Raw genomic sequence first — 17,985 nt, forward strand, 5'->3', positions numbered from 1 at the left:
ACTCGCAGGAATTAGCTGCCGCGGTAGGTGGAGTAGGCGAACGGGCTGAGCAGCAGCGGCACGTGGTAGTGCTCCACGCCCGTCACCTCAAAGACCAGGTCAACCTCAGGGAAGAACGTGGCCGTGCCCAGGGCGGCGTAGTAGTCACCGGTGCCGAAGTTGAGCCGGTAGCGCCCGGGCGCAAGCTGCTCGGGCCCAAGGTCCTTCGCCCGGCCGTCGGCATCGGTAACGGAGCCGGCGAGCTGGTGCCAGGTGTCGCCATCCTGATGGAAAAGGACGACGGCGACTCCCGCAGCCGGGCGTCCGGCCCCGGTGTCCAGGACATGGGTGGTGACGTGGGAAACGCTCATTCGCTGATCACTCCTTCGAGCCGCAACACGGCGATTTCACGCAACTGCTGGGCGACAATGGCGTCTTCTTCGGCCGGTGAGTTGGCGAGCCGGGTGTGGAGCGCGGCCAGGATTTCGGCTGCCGTCCGTCCGGCAGCGCGGATCAGGAACACCCTGCCGAACTTCTCCTCGTAGGCACGGTTGCCGGCAGCCAGTGCAGCGGCGGTCCCGTTGTCCGAGGGATCCACGCCCGACTGCTCCGAGCGGGACATAGAGGCTTCGGCGGTGTTGGCCTCCGGCCGCTCACCGATCCGGGGGTGGTGCGCCAGGGCTGCTTCAACCTCGGCTGCCGTGAAGGGCGACGCGGCGTCTGCGGCAAAGCCCAGGAGTGCTGCCCGGGAGGCGAAAGGGCGGGCGTTGGTGATGGCCTCAACCCAGCGCCGGACGTCGATGCAGGGTCTCAGCGCGGCGGCGGCCGCAGCCGTGTCCGCGCTGTTGAATTCGGCAAGCTTCATGCTGGCTGGTTCCTCGTTGCAGGTGCTGGCATCCATGGTGACGGCTATGCGGAGGACCGGCTATCCGGCGGCTTCAGCAGGCAGGATATGGTCCCGCGCAACTCGAAGCTTCCGCATCATGGAACTGTTATTTCAGCATACGTAATATTGAAGTCGACGGCGCCGGTGGTGTCAAGAGACTACAGGAGCAATAGACGGGCCGGCCCGGTAACATCGCGGAAGAGCCACGGCCTCGCCGGAAGTTTGGGGAACGAGAAGAACCCGAACGGAGCCGCTAGCAGCGAATTCGAGTCGCGCCTGGAGCCCTTCCTAGGGCTCACCCCGCCGGAGCCGCTGGAGAGCTAAAGGACGACGACGGGGAAACCCTTAGTCCTGGGACGTCCTGGTTAGGACCCACGTATTGGTGCCGTCCTGGCGTTCAAAGGTCACCGTGGTGACGAGCGCCTGGATCAGCGCCAGCCCGCGGCCGACTCTGAATCGTCGTCGGGCGTTCCCGGTTCCATCGGGCCGAACGGGGGCTTGGCATGGAACGCGCTGACCCTGGCGCGCAGGAGCGTGGGCTGGACGCCGGTCTTCATTTCGGGAGACTTTTCCGGTGCGGCTGACGGCATGGCTGATCTTGCGCAAATCTTGGCATTGGCTTGGGCAGACGTTGAGGAATGCCCGTGACACTCGAATCAGGCAGCAACATCCAGGCCGGGCGCCTCCTGAATCCGGCCCGGACGTTGGACGGCTTGAGGAAGGCGGGGAAGCCACATGGGACATTTCAGCAGCGGGCTCGAACCGGCGCGCCGTCCGTCACGGACGCGGGAGCTCCTGTGTGCGGGCGTGGACAAAAGCCGGGCACTTCTCCGCTTGTATTTCCACGCTCTTAAAGTCCGGGCCGCAGCGAAGGCGCTGGCCGAGGCCTTGGCTGACTCCAAGGAGTCCTCCAGCTGGCCCGGGGACCGCCTGATGGTCGGTGCCGAGCTCTCCGACAGGGTGGAAAAGCTTACCCACCGGCTCAACCTGGAAACCAAAGCGCACGGCCGTCTGTCAGCGCTTTTCCACGCGGCCGGCAGCGGCGTCCTGCGTCCTGCCTAGCTGCCGCCGGGCAGCGGCCTTGAACTGCCTGAAGTGCACCATTCCATCCTGGCCTTTTCCATGCCACACTTGAGCTCAATCGAGTGGCTGGGGCTAACCAGGTCAGGAGATTGCCGTGGGTTGGATGACAGGGTGGGCGTATCTCATTGCGTTCCTTATGACCGCTGACTCGCTTCTCCTGGCGATGTGGCTGGTGGACAAGGACTGGCCGAAACACTGGCGGAAGAAGCGCTGATCAGCGCTGACCGGCGCTGACCGGCTCAGGTCACTCTCGGCGCAGGTCAAGGCGCATCAAGACGCGCGGGAATCCATTGAGCACCGAACCCGTATCGGCCACCTTGGTAAACCCGGCCCGTTCAAAGAGCTTGCGTGTGCCGACATACGCCATGGTCAGGTCCACTTTGCTGCCATTGTTATCCACCGGGTACCCCTCGACGGCCGGCGCCCCGTAACTCCGGGCCAGGTCTACGGCGCCCTTCAAGAGATGGTGTGAGATTCCGGTGCCGCGGTGCCCGGGCCGGACCCGGATACACCATACGGACCACACGTCCAGGTCGTCGACGTGCGGAATCCGGCGGTTGCGGGCAAAGCTCGTGTCCGAGCGCGGGTGGACAGCCGCCCAGCCCACCACTTCACCGCCGTCGTAAGCCAGAACTCCGGGCGGCGGGTCCTCCCGCACCAGTTCCTTCACCAGGTCGCCCCGGGCCGTCCCGTGAAGCTCGATGTTCTGCTTCGAGGGAAGGCGGTAGCTCAGGCACCAGCACACGTTGGCGTCCGGCCGTTTGGGCCCCACCACTGTTTTGACGTCCTCGAACCTTGTCGCCGGCCGGACGTCGATCGCGGAAAGCGGCATCGCTCAGACCCGTTTACTGGCCTGCTGGCCGGCGCCGGACATCTTGGTTGCCTTCGATCCCAGCCCGGCCTCTTCCACGAGTTCAGTCAGCCAGGGCCGATGACCCTGATGGAAAACCATTCCATCAGGCAATCCCTGGACTGAGGGTACCGAATCATTGATGTCGATGGTGACTCGGCCGCCGCCGATCGGGGCATTGGAAATGTGCAAATCCCCATAGGAATCCGGGAGCGCCGGATCCAGCCAGAATCCGCCACGCGAGACATGCGTGTCGTAGCGCATCAGGCTTGTTACGAGCTGGATGGGTGTTGTGGCCGCCCACGCCTGGGGGGAACACGCGGTGGGATAGGGCACAGGCTCAGCGAACTGCTCCCGGCTGAAGCCGCAGAACAGTTCCGGCAAACGTCCGCCTGAATAATCGGCTGCCTCAAACAGGGCAGTGGAAATCCGCTGAGCCTCTTCCACAAAGCCGTAGCGCATGAGCCCGGCAACAATGACCGCGTTGTCGTGGGGCCAAACCGACCCGTTGTGATAGCTCGCCGGATTGTAGGCACCCATATCGCTGGCCAAGGTCCGTACACCCCAGCCGCTGAACATTTCCGGGGAAAGCAGCCGTTCGGCCACCAGCGGTGCCTTGTCTTTATCTACGAGGCCTACCCAGAGGCAATGGCCCATATTGGACGCGCACGCATCGACGGGGCGTTTCTTGCCGTCAAGGGCAATGGCGTAGTAGCCGCGCTCTGGCAGCCAGAACTGTTCGTTGAAGCGCCTCTTCAACTGCGCTGCCTCATCGGCCAGCCGGGTTGCCAAAGCCTCATCGCCGGCGTCGTAGGCTATCCAGGAGCGCGCCATGTATGCGTCATAGACGTAGGCTTGCACCTCGCAGAGCGCGATGGGTCCCTCGGCCAAGCGGCCGTCGGCGAAATTGATGCCGTCCCAGGAGTCCTTCCAGCCCTGATTGATCAGGCCGCGGGGGTTGAGCCGCTCATACTCGACAAAGCCGTCTCCATCCTTGTCCCCATAGTTGCGGATCCAGTCCAGTGCCCGGTCGGCATGGGGGAGGAGGGCAGCGATGGTGTCCTTGGCGAAGCCCCAGCGGCTCACCGTTCCAAGGATCGTCACGAAAAGCGGGGTGGCGTCGACGCTGCCGTAATAAATGTGCTTCCCGCCCAAGGACAACCCGCTGGAAACATCGAGCCTGACCTCGTGCAGGATCTTGCCCGGTTCCTCCTCACTGATCGGATCCACCACGGTCCCCTGGCGGTCTGCCAGCGTCTGTAAGGTGCCCAGGGCGAGCGACGGATCCACCGGCATGGACATCTCCGATGCCCACAGCGAGTCCCGGCCGAACAGGGTCATGAACCAGGGGGCGCCGGCGGCAACCACAACCCGCTCGGGATGGTTTGGGTCCTCGATGCGCAGCGCGCCCAAGTCGTCATAACTCCGGCGCAGGGTCCGCTCTATGGACCGGTTGGCCATGTGCAGTTTTGGAATCTTGGCCACCCATTCCTGCCGGCGGCGGTCCCGGGGGGATAACCCATCGCCGTCGGAGTGGCTAAATGACGGCGGGGGCGGGCCTGCAGCGTCGCCACCGCTGGGAATGGCAGTAAGAATGGTACTCCACTGGCCGTGGGGCGCGATTGTCAGGCTGTACGTCAGGGCGTCGCTCGTGACGTCGGCACCCGGGGCCTGGACATGGATACCCTTTCGGATGTCCTGCCACGTAGCCCTGATGCTCAGCGAATCAGCCTCTACCTGGCGGGTCTCTTCCCACCGCCGCTGGATGCGGGCTTCCTTGACCTCGAAAAGATCTGCGAAATCCGCTTCAGCCCGTACGGCAAGAACACACTGAACCGGCTCGATCCCGTGATTGCGGATGGTGACCTGTTCCTGGATGCCTGCCCCGACTTCCCGGAGCCGCTCCACTATGACCGGACTGTCCGCGTACCCGTCCCGGCGGGTGGCCCGGCCGGCGAACAGGGCCCTGTACGGCTCTTTCGTCTCGGCAGCCAGAGGTTCCAATGATTGGCCGTCGAGGGTGATGCTCCAGCGGGACAGAATGCGGGTGTCCTGATAGAAGACACCGTGAGGAAACTCGGGATGGATGTCTCCGTTGGGCAGGGAGATGCAGAAGGACGTGCCTTCCACAAGGGTGATCGTCCCTGCGCCCACAGGTCCGGCAGCAGTGTCAGCGTTCCAACCAGCCATCCCGGCCCCTTTGAAGAATCACTGCCGGCCGTTGGACCATCACGCTATCCTGCTGCCGGGCATCGCCTTGTCCGTACGACGCTACTCTTGCCTGCAGGAGGATTCCAGCATGGGCTGAGTGCTAGGCCGCCCCAGCTGCGCGGATCATCAGGTCGTAATCATCCTCGATATGGAACATTCGACGATGACCGATGTTGTCTACGACCCAAATAGTCCGACCATCATCAGTTCGGTCGTCCACGACGCCGCTGTGGCACTCCACGCCGTCCCGGTTGAGGTTAACGGCGTCTCCTCGCTGGAGAGCTGTCCAAGTAGCTGCACGACGGCTTTGGCGCATTGCTTCTCTGCCTTTCAATGGTTTGGGGTGCGATCTTGGTGATGCGGGGGCAGTCCAGCGCTCCCCGGGCGCGCTGTGGTCCTTTGCGGTACGCAATCAGGTTCCGCCTCAAGTCTATCGTCGATTGTTGACAATTACTAGGCAAAATAGGGAAGGCCGGTTCCAAAGGAGCCGGCCTTCCCTATGCCAATGTACGGGGCGTGCTCTTACGCAGTGATTTCCGTCTCGTCCCGTTTGGTGGTGAGATCCTCGACTGCCTTCTGCATGTGGCGTTCGATGGCTTTGTGGAGTTCTTCCCCTTCGCCAGCCTCCAGCAGATCCAAAAGATTCTGATGCTCCTCCACCAGGGCATCGATTCGTGGATAGGCGACTGCCAGGTTGAGGATACACATCCTCGATTCCGCAGCCAGCGTTTTATAGATCCGGATCAGGCGCGTGTTGCCTGCCCCGCCCACGAAAGTGGTATGGAACTGCATATCAAGCCGGGCAATCGCCTGCCAGTCCGAGACGGCAACCTGCTTCGCCATGTCGCTGATGATGGCCTTCAAGGCCTGGCAGGTGTCCTTGACCTGTTCCGGGCTGGCATTCAGCAGCGCGTCTGCTGCGGTTGATTCCACCGCTTTGCGGACTGCATAGATCTCCCTGACGTCGTCGTCTGAAAGTTCCAGGACGAACACTCCGCGGTTGCGGTGGCTGACGAGGATCCCCTCCTGGGACAGCCGCTGCAACGCCTCACGGACCGGGCCCCTGGACGTGTTGAGCTGGCTTGCCAGAACAGATTCATTGATCTGCTCTCCCGGACGGAAGACCCCTTGGACAATTTGTTCGCGCAGCTGGTCAGCGATCAGCTGCGCCGTGGGTCTTCCCTCCAGTACGAACAATCCTTCAGTTGCCGCCATTGCTGTTCCCTCACTTCACTCCGGGCCGATTGCATTTCTTAGACAGTATTGGATTTTGCTAACCCTTGAAGGCCACAACGGGCACGAGGCTTTGTCGTCACCTTTCTGGGGATGGTCGCGTCAGATGCTCCTGTAACGTTGGGGCCGCGCGAACTCCAGGCCGTCGATGGTTCGTTTGCCGCGGGCTTCGTGTGCGGCGATTTCGCCGTAGCCGGTGGCGTTTTTGAAGCCTTGGCCGGAGAAGCCGGTGGCGCAGTAGATCCTGCTGCCTTCGCTGAACCGGCCGAGCAGGGGGTTGCCATCCGAGGTGAAGAGGTCGGGGAAGGCATCCGAGCGGACGATGGTGGGGAACAGCCCGGGGAAGAACTCGGTGACCGTTTCCATGGTTTCCGTGATTTCCGCGGATGTGAGGTCCCGGGGGACCGAATCCGCCTGCGGTGTTGGTGCTCCGCGGCCGTCAAGCGTTGCTTTGACGGTGGCGCCGTCGACGGCGGGTGCCCCATACATGGAGCGGTCCCCGGAGATTCGGATAAAAATGGGGAACTTCTCGGGTGAGAATTCCGCCGCATCCCGGGCGACGAACCAGGTCAGGAAGCATCGTTTGATCTCCGTTGCCGCCTGCAGGTAGTCGGGCATGAGGCGTTGGGACCAGCCGCCGGATGCGAGGATGACGTTCTCGAAGGTCCAGGACTTCTCGCCGGAGGTGATGAGGGCGCCGTCGGGGGTTTCGGTGATGCTGTCAATCGGGGTGTTGCTATGGATTGTTGCGCCGTTGGCCTGGGCGGCGGCGACGGCGGCGGTGACGGCGCGGTCGGTGCGCAGGGCGCCAGCGTGGGGGTCGTAGACGGCGATGTCGTCCGGGCGCAGGTTGTGCTGTGGGTAGCGTTCGGCCATCTCTTCGCGGCTGAGGATGTCGTGGTCCGCGCCGTTGATCCTGGTGGTTTCCAGGAGCTTGGGGATGTACGGTCCATCGGCGGCGCCGATGGACAGTCCGCCGCAGCGGGTGAGGATGTTCTGGCCGGTTTCGGCTTCGAGTTCGGACCAGAGGTCCCGTGAGCGTTCCAGGATGGGGTAGTAACCAGGCACTCCGCGGTAGAGCATGCGGAAGAGCCGGGTGTCACCGCCGACGGCGCTGCGGGCGTGGGCGGGTGCGTGGGCTTCGAATCCGGTGACGGAATCCGTCAGGCGGGAGGCCTGCCAGAGGGCCATGGATCCGATGCTGCCCAGGCCGATGACGGCGAGTTTTCCATCCATGGTTTAGAGGACCTGTTCCAGCAAGCCCCGGGTGCGGGCTTCCTTGGGGTTGGACAGGACTTCACGGGCGAAGCCCATTTCGTGGGTCACCACCACGTTGCTCATCGGGCAATACCTTCCGGGTCTGTCAGCACAACGGGTTTCGCTTTCCGGGGAAGGCGGGAGGTTGTGCGGGAGTATTTTTGCTCGAGCTTGGACTGCGGGTAGCTCAGCAGCAGGGTCATTACCAGGTACCAGAGGCTGGCGACGATCAGCAGCGGGATGGTCTCGTAGGTGCGGGCGTAGATGAGTTGGGCGCTTTGGAGCAGTTCGGCTACACCGAGAACGCTGACCAGGGAGGTTTCCTTGAACATGCCGATGACCTGGTTGCCGGTGGCCGGGATGATCGAGGGCATGGCCTGGGGGATGATGACTTTGCGCATTTTCGTGGCGCCGCTCATGCCAAGGGAGTCGGCGGCTTCGATCTGGCCCTTGCCGACGGAGGAGAAGCCGCCGCGGATGATCTCGGCCATGTAGGCGGCCTCATTGAGGGTCAGGCCGACCAAGGCCGCGGTGATGGGTGCCATCAGGGCGTTCATGTCGATCGCGGTGCTGATGTCCGTGAAAGGGATGCCGATAGCCAGGTTCGGGTAAAGCGCGGCGATGTTGAACCAGAAGATCAGCTGTACCAGGACGGGTGTGCCGCGGAAAATGGTGATGTAGACGCCTGCGGTGGCCGCGATCGGCTTGATGCTTGAGCCCCTCATGACCGCCAGCACCAGCCCCAGGAGGGTTCCCAGGGCCATGCTGGCAAAAGTCAGGAAAATTGTGAGCATCAAACCACGCAGAATGGTTTCGTGGGTGAAGTACCTTGCAACCACATCCCACTTGAAGTTGGGGTTGGTTGAAACCGAAATCAGGATGCCCAAAGCCAAAAGGCTGCACACAACCCAGGCGACGAATTCAAAGGTGCTTCGTCGCCTGAGCCTTGGCTTGAGCGCCGGGTCAATCGCATTCATTGCGGCGTCGCTTCCTTGGCGAATGAATTTCTGCACGGCGTCCCTCTAGTTGAGCTTGGCTTCGGTGATGGCGCCTTCTTCCAGTCCCCACGTCTCAAGGGACTTTTTGTATTCCGGGCTGTCAAGGACGGACTGAATGGCTGCCTGGAGCGCCGGGGTCAGCGGCGATCCCTTCTTCAGGCCGACGGCGGTCAGGTCGCTGTTGCCGACGTTGACCCGGCCGATGATGGTGAAGGAGCCCGGCTGCTGCTTCTCTGCCCAGCCGAGGGAGGTCGTGTCGTAGAGGATGCCGTCGATCCGCTTGGAATGCAGCTGGGTCAGGGCGTCCTGGACATTGGGCAGGGTCACGGCGTTGATCGCCGGCTGTCCCTTGGAGGTGCAGGTCATCTCGCTGAGGGCGGGCAGGCGCAACAGCTGGCCGGTTGAGCCCTGGGTGACGGCGATGTTCTTCCCGCACAGGGTCTCAACGGTGAGGTTCAGCGGGTTCCCGGCGGCCACGGCCACGGAGTTGCCGGCCCTGAAGTAGTCGATCATGTCCAGGACCTTGAGCCGATCTTCGGTCTTGGACATGGTGGTGGCGGTGAAGTCGAACCGGCCGCCGTCCAGGCCCGGAACGATCGTGTCGAACTTCGTGTCCACGAACTTCAGCTTCAGATCAAGCTTCTTCGCCACCAGCCGGGCGATGTCCGGATTCAGGCCGATCGGGGTCTGGTTGTCCTCCGCGAGGAAGGTCGTCGGCGGGTAGTGCAGGTCCATGGCGACCGTCAACTCACCCTTGTCCTTGTAGGACTGCGGCAACAAGGCAACTGCGGCCGCGTCAGGCTGGACGCCTTCTGAGATGTCCGTCGTGTTCGAGGTCTTGGAGCCTTCACCCCCCGAATCATTGCCGGCGCTGGGCCCGCAGCCGGTTAGCGCCAGTAGAACTGCCAACCCTGCGCCGGCAGCCCGGACCCTGATGCTCATCTTCGTCGCAGTCTCCTTCCAAAATCCAAGTCACAGGTCTCTACCTACAATGCAACCACTCCCAGCGTGGGTCGTCGACAATTTACAGGGATTAACTTTTGGGGGTGGCAAAGAGAAGGCCAGATCCAAACGGATCTGGCCTTCTCGGTGGCGGATGAGGAGAATTTCAGGCGGTGACTTCCACGTCTTTGGTTGTGCCGGTGAGATCCTCAACGGCCGTTTCCATGTGGCGTGTGATGGCTTTGTGGAGTTCTTCCCGGTCGCCTGCCTCCAGCAGGTCCAAAAGGTTCTGGTGTTCCTGCACCAGGACGTCTATGCGGGGGTAGGCGACTGCCAGGTTGAGGATACACATCCTCGACTCTGCCGCGAGGGTTTGGTAGATCCGGATCAGGCGCGTGTTGCCTGCCCCGGCCACGAATCTGGTGTGGAACTGCATATCGAGCCGGGCAATCGCCTGCCAGTCCGAGACGGCAACCTGCTTCGCCATGTCGCTGATGATGGCCTTCAAGGCCTGGCAGGTGTCCTTGACCTGTTCCGGGCTGGCATCCAGCAGCGCGTCTGCGGCCGTTGATTCCACGGCCTCGCGTACGGCGTAGATCTCCCTGATGTCTTCCATGGCGAGCTCAAGGACGAAGACACCCCTGTTGCGCCGGCTGACCAGGATCCCCTCCTGGCACAGCCGCTGCAACGCCTCACGGACCGGACCCCTGGACGTGTTGAGCTGGCTTGCCAGGACAGATTCATTGATCTGCTCTCCCGGACGGAACATGCCCTGAACGATTTGTTCGCGCAGCTGGTCAGCGATCAGCTGGGCTGTGGGTCTTCCCTCCAGCGCAAAGAGCCCTTCAGTTGACGCCATTTGATATCCCCCTCATCTCACTCTTCCGCCTACTACATGTTTCTAGACTGCTATTGCGGTGTATTTGTACTCGAGGAATTCCTCGATGCCGATCTTGCCGCCTTCGCGTCCCAGCCCGGATTGCTTGACTCCGCCGAAGGGTGCTGCAGGGTTGGAAACAAGGCCGGTGTTCAGTCCGACCATGCCTACTTCCAGTTCTGCGGAGAAGCGCAGGGCCTTGTCCATGTTTTCGGTGAAGACGTAGCCGACCAGGCCCCATTCGGTGTCGTTGGCCAGGCGGAGGACTTCGTCTTCGCTGTCAAACGGTGTGATGGCTGCTACCGGACCGAAGATCTCGGTGTTCATCAGTTCGGAGTCGATGGAGACGTCGGTCAGGACGGTGGGGGTGTAGAAGTAGCCGGGACCCTCCGGACGGGAGCCGCCGGTCAGGACGCGTGCGCCCTTGGCGACCGCGTCGGCGACGAGGCTTTCGACCTTGTCCAGGCCCTTTTGTTCGATCAGGGGCCCCACCTCGGTCGCGGGCAGGGCGCCGTTGCCGACCTGCAGTTCGGAGATCTTCTTGGCGAACTTTTCGCTGAATTCCCCCACGACTGAGCGGTGCACGAAGAAACGGTTGGCCGCGGTGCAGGCTTCGCCCATGTTCCGCATTTTGGCCTTCATGGCCCCGTCGACGGCTTTTTCGATGTCCGCGTCGGCCAGGACGATGAACGGGGCGTTCCCGCCCAGTTCCATCGAGGAGCGCATGACGTTCTCGGCGGCCTGGCGCAGCAGGATCTTGCCCACACCGGTGGAGCCGGTGAAGCTGATCTTGCGGGCAATGCCGCTGCTGGTCCAGTTCTCCACCACGCCGGCGGCGCTGGCGGTGGTCACCACGTTCAGGACGCCGTCGGGAAGACCTGCCTCCCGGAAGATCTGCACCAGGGCCAGGGACGTCAGCGGTGTCAGCTCGGCGGGCTTGAAGACCATGGTGCAGCCGGCGGCGACGGCGGGGGCGATCTTGCGCGCGCCCATGGCCAGCGGGAAGTTCCACGGCGTGACCAGCACGCAGGGCCCGACCGGTTCCTTGGTGATCATGATCCGGGTGTTGCCGTCCACCGAGGTGGTGCTGTCTCCGCCGATGCGGACGGCCTCCTCGGAGAACCAGCGGAGCATTTCGGCGCCGTAGGCCACCTCGCCCTTTGCCTCGGCCAGGGGTTTGCCCATCTCCGCGGTCATGATGGCCGCCAGCCGGTCGGTGTTGGCAATGACCAGCTCAAAGGCGCGGCGCAGGATGTCGGCCCGTTCCCGGGCAGTGGACTTGCCCCACGCCGCCTGGGCACGGCCGGCAGCCTCGATGGCCAGGGCCGCATCTTCCGGTCCGCCGTCGGCGACGTGGGCGATGATCTCATGGGTGGCCGGATTCTCCACCGGGAACGTGGCGCCGCTGGCGGCCTTCTGCCAGACGCCATCAATGAACAAATCCGTATGAAGACCGGAGGGGTCGAATGAAGAGCTCATGTCACGCTTTCAAAAGGTAGGAGAGATATTAGGAGGTGGCTGTTTTCAGGGCCTGGGTGAACCTGGTCAGGCCGGCCTGGATCTCGTCGCTGGTTACGTTGAGCGCCGGGATGATGCGGACGACGTTGCCATGCGGGCCACAGGTGAGGAGGAGCAGTTCTTCCTTGATGGCTGCTTGCTGGACAGCCAGCGCCGTGGTGGCGTCGGGGGTGTTGTCCGGGGAGGTGAATTCGACGCCCTGCATCAGGCCGCGGCCGCGGACGTTGCCAATGCCGGTGAATTCTGTTTTGAGCCGGTCAAGCCCTGCGCGCAGTTCATCGCCGCGGAGCAGGGCGTTCTCGACCAGGTTTTCGCGTTCGATGACGCCGAGGGTTGCGACGCCGGCTGCGGCTGCGACGGCGTTTCCGCCGTAGGTGCCGCCCTGCGAACCTGCCCAGGCTTTGCCCATCAGCTCAGTGGAGGCGGCGATGGCTGAGATGGGGAAACCGCTGGCCAGTCCCTTCGCAGTGATCACCACGTCCGGGGTAATGCCTGCCCAGTCGTGGCCCCAGAACTTGCCGGTCCGGCCGACGCCGGCCTGGACTTCGTCCAGGATGAGGACGATGCCGTGGCGGTCAGCGCGTTCCCGCAGTCCCTGCAGGAACGCCGGGGGAGTGGGGATGTAGCCGCCGTCGCCCAGGACGGGTTCGATGATGAACCCCGCGGTGTCTGCGGGGCTGCTGATGCTCAGGAGGAGGTGGTCCAGTTCCTTCAGGGCGAAGTTGACTGCAGTTTCCTCATCCCAGCCGTAGCGGTAGGAGTGCGGGAAGGGTGCGATGTGCACGCCGCCCATGAGGGGGGAGAAGCCTGAACGGAACTTCGTACCGGCCGTGGTCAGGGACGCGGCACCCACGGTTCGGCCGTGGAAGCCGCCGTGGAAGGAGATGATGTTGGGCCGGCCCGTGGCCATCCGGGCCAGGCGGATGGAAGCCTCCACTGCCTCGGAGCCGGACGTGGCGTAAAAAACGCTGTCCAGCCCCGACGGCAGGAATTCCCCCAGCTTTTCCGTCAGCGCAAGCAAGGGCTTGTGCATCACGGTGGTGTACTGGGCATGGACAATCTTGCCCACCTGCTCACGAGCAGCCGCTACGACGTCGGGGTGGCAGTGACCTGTGCTGGTCACACCGATTCCAGTGGTGAAATCGAGGTACTTCTTACCGTCGGTGGCGTGGATCCAGCTGCCGAGGGCGTGATCAACGACGACTGGAGTGGCCTGCTTGAGGAGGGGGCTGAGAGTTGCCATGGCTTCATACTTTCTTAGGGACTGTAGATTGTCAACAATAGGCCATGTTGAGGCAATCAGGATAGTGGGTTCTTGTTTTATCTCGATGCGAAGCGTTGGGGCCGCGCGAACTCCAGGCCCTCGAAGGTCCGTTTGCCGAGGGCTTCGTGTGCGGCGATTTCCCCGTAGCCGGTGGCGTTTTTGAAGCCGCCTCCGGAGAAACCGGTGGCGCAGTAGATCCTGCTGCCTTCGCTGAACCGGCCGAGCAGGGGGTTGCCATCCGAGGTGAAGAGGTCGGGGAAGGCATCCGAGCGGACGATGGTGGGGAACAGCCCGGGGAAGAACTCGGTGACCGTTTCCATGGTTTCCGTGATTTCCGCGGATGTGAGGTCCCGGGGGACCGAATCCGCCTGAGGTGTTGGTGCGCCGCGTCCGTCCAGGGTTGCCTTGACGGTGGCGCCGTCGACGGCGGGTGCCCCATACATGGAGCGGTCCCCGGAGATTCGGATAAAAATGGGGAACTTCTCGGGTGAGAATTCCGCCGCATCCCGGGCGACGAACCAGGACAGGAAGCATCGTTTGATCTCCGTTGCCGCCTGCAGGTAGTCGGGCATGAGGCGTTGGGACCAGCTGCCGGATGCGAGGATGACGTTTTCGAAGGTCCAGGCCTTCCCGCCGGAGGTGATGAGGACGCCGTCTGCGGTTTCGGTGATGCTGTCGATCGGAGTGTTGCTGTGGACTGTTGCGCCGTTGGCTTCCGCGGCCGCCACAGCGGCGGTGACGGCGCGGTCGGTGCGCAGGGCGCCGGCGTGCGGGTCGTAGACGGCGATGTCGTCGGGGCGGAGGTTGTGCTGTGGGTAGCGCTGGGCCATCTCTTCGTGGCTGAGGATGTGGTGGTCCGCGCCGTTGATCCTGGTGGTTTCCAGGAGCTTGGAGATGTACGGCCCATCGGCGGTGCCGATGGACAGCCCGCCGGTGCGGGTGAGGATGTTCTGCCCGGTTTCGGCTTCGAGTTCGGCCCAGAGATCGCGGGAGCGTTCCAGGATGGGGTAGAGGTCGGGGGTTCCGCGGTAGAGCATGCGGAAGAGCCGGGTGTCACCGCCGACGGCGCTGCGGGCGTGGGCGGGTGCGTGGGCTTCGAATCCGGTGACGGAATCCGTCAGGCGGGAGGCCTGCCAGAGGGCCATGGATCCGATGCTGCCCAGGCCGATGACGGCGAGTTTTCCATCCATGGTTTAGAGGACCTGTTCCAGGAAGGCCCGGGTGCGGGGTTCCTTGGGGTTGGTGAGGATTTCGCGGGCGTCGCCGCGTTCGACGACGTAGCCGTCGTCCATGAAGATCAGGGAGTCGGCCACTTCGCGGGCGAAGCCCATTTCGTGGGTGACGACGACCATGGTCATGCCTTTTTTGGCGAGTTCCTTCATGACGGCGAGGACTTCACCGACCTTTTCGGGGTCCAGGGCCGAGGTCGGCTCGTCGAAGAGCATGATCTCGGGGTCCATGGCCAGGGACCGGGCGATCGCGACGCGCTGCTGCTGTCCGCCGGAGAGCTGGGCGGGGTAGTAGTCCCCGAAGCCGGCCAGGCCGACGCTGGCGAGCAGTTCGTGGGCGCGTTTGGCTGCCTGTTTCTTGTCCTGGCCTTTGACCAGGACGGGTCCGGACATGATGTTTTCGTGCGCGGTCATGTTCGGGAACAGGTTGAACGACTGGAAGACCATGCCGACCCGGGTGCGCTGCTCGGCGAGTTTTTTCGGCGGCAGGGCGTGGTAGGCGGTGTCGGTTTCGTAGTAGCCGAAGTCTTCGCCGTTGACTTTCAGGACCCCCGTGTCCACGGTTTCCAGGCCGTTGATGCAGCGCAGGACGGTCGATTTGCCGGAGCCGCTGGGGCCGATGATGCAGCAGATTTCGCCGCTGGCGATCTCCAGGTCGATGTCTTTCAGGACTGTTTTGGGTCCGAAGGACTTTCGGATTTTCCGGGCCAGGATCGTGCCGTCGTTGCTCATCGGAGGTTACCTTCTTCCGGTTCTGTCAGCGCAACTACCTTTTTCGCCTTCCGGGGAAGGCGGGAGGTTGCGCGGGAGTATTTTTGCTCGAGCTTGGACTGCGGGTAGCTCAGCAGCAGGGTCATTACCAGGTACCAGAGGCTGGCGACGAGCAGCAGCGGGATGGTCTCGTAGGTACGGGCGTAGATCAGCTGTGCGCTTTGCAGCAGTTCGGCAACACCGAGCACACTGACCAGGGACGTTCCCTTGAACATGCCGATGACCTGGTTGCCGGTGGCCGGGATGATCGAGGGCATGGCCTGGGGGATGATGACCTTGCGCATCCTCGTGCCGGCGCTCATGCCCAGCGAGTCGGCGGCCTCGATCTGGCCCTTGCCGACCGAGGAGAAGCCGCCGCGGATGATCTCGGCCATGTAAGCGGCCTCATTGAGGGTCAGGCCGACCAGGGCCGCGGTGATGGGTGCCATCAGGGCGTTCATGTCGATCGCGGTGCCGATGTCCGTGAACGGGATCCCGATGAACAGGTCCGGGTACAGGGCGGAGATGTTGAACCAGAAGATCAGCTGCACCAGGACCGGGGTGCCCCGGAACAGGGTGATGTAGATATTTGCGGCGATGGAGACCGGCTTCACCTTGGACGAGCGCATGATCGCCAGGCCCAGCCCCAGGAGGGTTCCCAGGGCCATGCTCGCAACGGTGAGGAAGATCGTGAGCATCAGCCCACGAAGGATCGATTCGTGGGTGAAGTACTGGGCAACCACGCCCCACTTGAAGTTGGGGTTGGTCAGGACGGAGGTAAGGATCCCGATCCCGACGAGAATGCTGAAAACCCATCCTGCGTACTCGGAGCGGGTCCGCAGCCGAAGCCGTGGCTTGAGGGCTGCATCAATGCTACCCATCGTTGTTCTGCTTCCTTTGGTAGTAGCTGTGACCATAATGGCGCCCCGCTAGTTCAGCTTGGCGTCGGTGATGGCTCCGGACTCCAGGCCCCAGGTCTCCAGGGACTCCTTGTACTCCGGGGTCTCAAGGACGGACTGGAGCGCTGTCTGGAAGGCCGGGGTCAGCGGCGAGCCCTTCTTCAGGCCGACGGCGGTCACGTCGCTGTTGCCGACATTAACCCGGCCAATGATGGTGAAGGAACCCGGCTGCTGCTTCTCTGCCCAGCCGAGGGAGGTCGTGTCGTAGAGGATGCCGTCGATCCGCTTGGAATGCAGCTGGGTCAGGGCGTCCTGGACATTGGGCAGGGTCACGGCGTTGATCTCCGGCTGTCCCTTGGAGGTGCAGGTCTGCTCGTTAAGTGCCGGGAGGCGCTTGAGCTGGCCGGTGGAGCCCTGGGTGACGGCGATGTTCTTCCCGCACAGGGTCTCAACGGAGAGGTTCAGCGGGTTCCCGGCGGCCACGGCCACGGAGGTGCCGGCCTTGAAGTAGTCGATCATGTCCAGAACCTTGAGCCGCTCTTCGGTCTTGGACATGGTGGTGGCGGTGAAGTCGAAGCGGCCGCCGTCCAGGCCCGGAACGATCGTGTCGAACTTCGTGTCCACGAACTTCAGCTTCAGGTCAAGCTTCTTCGCCACCAGCCGGGCGACATCAGGGTTCAGCCCGATCGGGGTGGTGTTGTCCTCCGCGAGGAAGGTCGTCGGCGGGTAGTGCAGGTCCATGGCGACCGTCAACTCGCCCTTGTCCTTGTAGGACTGCGGCAACAGCGCCACGGCGGCCGCGTCAGGCTGGACGCCCTCCGAGATGTCGGCGGTGTTGTTGGTGTTTGACTTCGCTTCTTCAGAAGCCGTAGTGCCGGTGGCCGCGCCGCCACAGGCACTCAGGGCCAATACGACGGCGAGCCCTGCGGCTGCGGTCTGAACTTTGTTGATGGTCTTCATGGTGCTTCCCTTCGAATGGTTTCAGCTGACGTTGCTCTGCTGAGATGGGGGCAGGCTTGGTGTTGCTCCATGCGGGTTGTGATCGGGATCTCGTCCGCATCTATAGCAATGCAACCGTTCAGATCGCCGATTGTCAACAATTGACGATAAATAAATCGAGTATTTTTTCGCCCGGAATTTGTTGCGAAAGAATCTCATTAGGAAACTGTTGACAATCTACAATCATTGGATCTAGAGTCGAGATGAGCGGGGATAGGAGCTCTGACGAACCCTAAGGAACCCGCTGGCGCAGACCAAAGGAAGGCGGCAGGCCACACATCCGGGCCTCCCGTTAAAGACCCAATGAAACGGACGAATCATGGCAGACTCCAACCGGCCGAAGTACATCTCCTTCGATATCTACGGCACGCTCATCAACTTCGACATTGATCCCACCACGCGCCGCCTGCTCGATGGCCGCATCTCTGAAGAGCAGTGGCCGACCTTCAAGAAGCAGTTCCGCGGGTACCGGTTCGACGAGGTCTGCGGCGACTACAAGCCCTACGAGGATATTCTTCAGGATTCCTTTGACCGCGTGTGCAAGCGCTGGGGCATTGGACCCACCCCGGGTGCCGGCGCAGCGTTCGCTGAGGCTGTACGCGGCTGGGTTGCCCACGAGGACGTACCGGCTCCGTTGAAGCTCATGGGCGACAACTACAAGCTGGTGGCTCTGTCCAACGCAGACGACAGCTTCCTGGACATCAGCATCCCCAAGCTCGGCGCGGACTTCCACGCCGTGTTCACCGCTGAGCAGGCCCAGGCCTACAAGCCGCGCTACCAGGCCTTCGAGTACATGCTCGATACCCTGAACGCCAAGCCGGAGGACTTCCTGCACATCTCCTCGCACACCCGCTACGACATGCACCCGATGCACGACATGGGCTTCCGGAACCTCTGGATGCTGGACCGTGGCTATGACCCCATTGGCCCGGGCTACGACCTCAACACCGCGAAGTCCCTGGACGAGATCAACAAACACCTCGGTCTCTAAACCGGCGTCGAGGCGAAAG

At 62.9% G+C, this 17,985-nt stretch carries 18 protein-coding genes; 2 read left to right on the forward strand and 16 right to left on the reverse strand.

Annotation, left to right across the window (positions count from 1 at the left end; all coding sequences use genetic code 11):
• Positions 1-11: 11 nt before the first annotated feature.
• The 3 genes from uraH to AU175_RS22405 form a co-directional block, all read right to left on the reverse strand.
• Positions 12-350: a hydroxyisourate hydrolase gene (gene uraH, locus AU175_RS12795; RefSeq protein ID WP_066289413.1), complete on the reverse strand. Its 339-nt coding sequence runs from the start codon at positions 348-350 to the stop codon at positions 12-14.
• Positions 347-844, reverse strand: coding sequence for a 2-oxo-4-hydroxy-4-carboxy-5-ureidoimidazoline decarboxylase (gene uraD, locus AU175_RS12800; RefSeq protein WP_066291064.1), 498 nt, complete (start codon positions 842-844; stop codon positions 347-349). Before uraD ends, uraH begins: the two co-directional genes overlap by 4 nt.
• A gap of 449 nt (positions 845-1,293) precedes the next feature.
• Positions 1,294-1,455: a hypothetical protein gene (locus tag AU175_RS22405; RefSeq protein WP_231938546.1), complete on the reverse strand. Its 162-nt coding sequence runs from the start codon at positions 1,453-1,455 to the stop codon at positions 1,294-1,296.
• A 145-nt stretch (positions 1,456-1,600) separates the two neighbouring features.
• On the opposite strand from AU175_RS22405, the gene AU175_RS12810 reads away from it, so the two are divergent.
• Entirely contained in the window at positions 1,601-1,927 is a 327-nt protein-coding gene (locus AU175_RS12810; RefSeq protein WP_231938547.1) for a hypothetical protein, read from the forward strand.
• Positions 1,928-2,192: 265 nt separating this feature from the next.
• On the opposite strand, the gene AU175_RS12815 is transcribed toward AU175_RS12810, so the two are convergent.
• The 13 genes from AU175_RS12815 to AU175_RS12880 form a co-directional block, all read right to left on the reverse strand.
• Positions 2,193-2,780: a GNAT family N-acetyltransferase gene (locus tag AU175_RS12815; protein WP_066289414.1), complete on the reverse strand. Its 588-nt coding sequence runs from the start codon at positions 2,778-2,780 to the stop codon at positions 2,193-2,195.
• Positions 2,781-2,783: 3 nt separating this feature from the next.
• A complete protein-coding gene (locus AU175_RS12820) occupies positions 2,784-4,988 on the reverse strand; it encodes an amylo-alpha-1,6-glucosidase (RefSeq protein WP_066289416.1) in 2,205 nt (734 codons plus the stop codon).
• Positions 4,989-5,531: 543 nt separating this feature from the next.
• On the reverse strand, positions 5,532-6,224 hold the full coding sequence (locus AU175_RS12830) for a GntR family transcriptional regulator (RefSeq protein ID WP_066289426.1): 693 nt from the start codon (positions 6,222-6,224) through the stop codon (positions 5,532-5,534).
• Between the two features lie 120 nt (positions 6,225-6,344).
• Positions 6,345-7,478: an FAD-dependent oxidoreductase gene (locus AU175_RS12835; RefSeq protein ID WP_066289428.1), complete on the reverse strand. Its 1,134-nt coding sequence runs from the start codon at positions 7,476-7,478 to the stop codon at positions 6,345-6,347.
• 101 nt (positions 7,479-7,579) lie between these two features.
• Positions 7,580-8,476: an amino acid ABC transporter permease gene (locus AU175_RS12840; protein WP_066289430.1), complete on the reverse strand. Its 897-nt coding sequence runs from the start codon at positions 8,474-8,476 to the stop codon at positions 7,580-7,582.
• Positions 8,477-8,521: 45 nt separating this feature from the next.
• Positions 8,522-9,439 carry an ABC transporter substrate-binding protein gene (locus AU175_RS12845; RefSeq protein WP_066289433.1) on the reverse strand — a complete coding sequence of 306 codons (918 nt, stop codon included), beginning with the start codon at positions 9,437-9,439 and terminating at the stop codon, positions 8,522-8,524.
• A 166-nt stretch (positions 9,440-9,605) separates the two neighbouring features.
• Complete coding sequence (locus AU175_RS12850) at positions 9,606-10,298, reverse strand: GntR family transcriptional regulator (protein ID WP_066289439.1); 693 nt, start codon at positions 10,296-10,298, stop codon at positions 9,606-9,608.
• A 42-nt stretch (positions 10,299-10,340) separates the two neighbouring features.
• Complete coding sequence (locus AU175_RS12855) at positions 10,341-11,795, reverse strand: NAD-dependent succinate-semialdehyde dehydrogenase (protein WP_066289441.1); 1,455 nt, start codon at positions 11,793-11,795, stop codon at positions 10,341-10,343.
• A 28-nt stretch (positions 11,796-11,823) separates the two neighbouring features.
• Entirely contained in the window at positions 11,824-13,077 is a 1,254-nt protein-coding gene (locus tag AU175_RS12860; RefSeq protein WP_066289443.1) for an aspartate aminotransferase family protein, read from the reverse strand.
• A gap of 77 nt (positions 13,078-13,154) precedes the next feature.
• Positions 13,155-14,288 (reverse strand): FAD-dependent oxidoreductase, encoded by a 1,134-nt coding sequence (locus AU175_RS12865; protein WP_066289446.1) that lies wholly within the window; start codon positions 14,286-14,288, stop codon positions 13,155-13,157.
• Between the two features lie 3 nt (positions 14,289-14,291).
• Positions 14,292-15,059, reverse strand: a complete 768-nt coding sequence (locus tag AU175_RS12870; protein WP_066289448.1) for an amino acid ABC transporter ATP-binding protein — start codon at positions 15,057-15,059, stop codon at positions 14,292-14,294.
• Positions 15,056-15,958, reverse strand: a complete 903-nt coding sequence (locus tag AU175_RS12875; protein ID WP_066289450.1) for an amino acid ABC transporter permease — start codon at positions 15,956-15,958, stop codon at positions 15,056-15,058. Before AU175_RS12875 ends, AU175_RS12870 begins: the two co-directional genes overlap by 4 nt.
• 48 nt (positions 15,959-16,006) lie before the next feature.
• The gene (locus tag AU175_RS12880) at positions 16,007-16,936 is read right to left on the reverse strand and encodes an ABC transporter substrate-binding protein (protein ID WP_066289452.1); all 930 of its coding nucleotides are present in this window, start codon (positions 16,934-16,936) and stop codon (positions 16,007-16,009) included.
• A gap of 358 nt (positions 16,937-17,294) precedes the next feature.
• On the opposite strand from AU175_RS12880, the gene AU175_RS12885 reads away from it, so the two are divergent.
• Positions 17,295-17,966, forward strand: a complete 672-nt coding sequence (locus AU175_RS12885) for a haloacid dehalogenase type II (RefSeq protein WP_066289454.1) — start codon at positions 17,295-17,297, stop codon at positions 17,964-17,966.
• Positions 17,967-17,985 lie beyond the last annotated feature (19 nt).

The organism is Arthrobacter sp. B6, assembly GCF_001663775.1.
Lineage (GTDB): Bacteria > Actinomycetota > Actinomycetes > Actinomycetales > Micrococcaceae > Arthrobacter.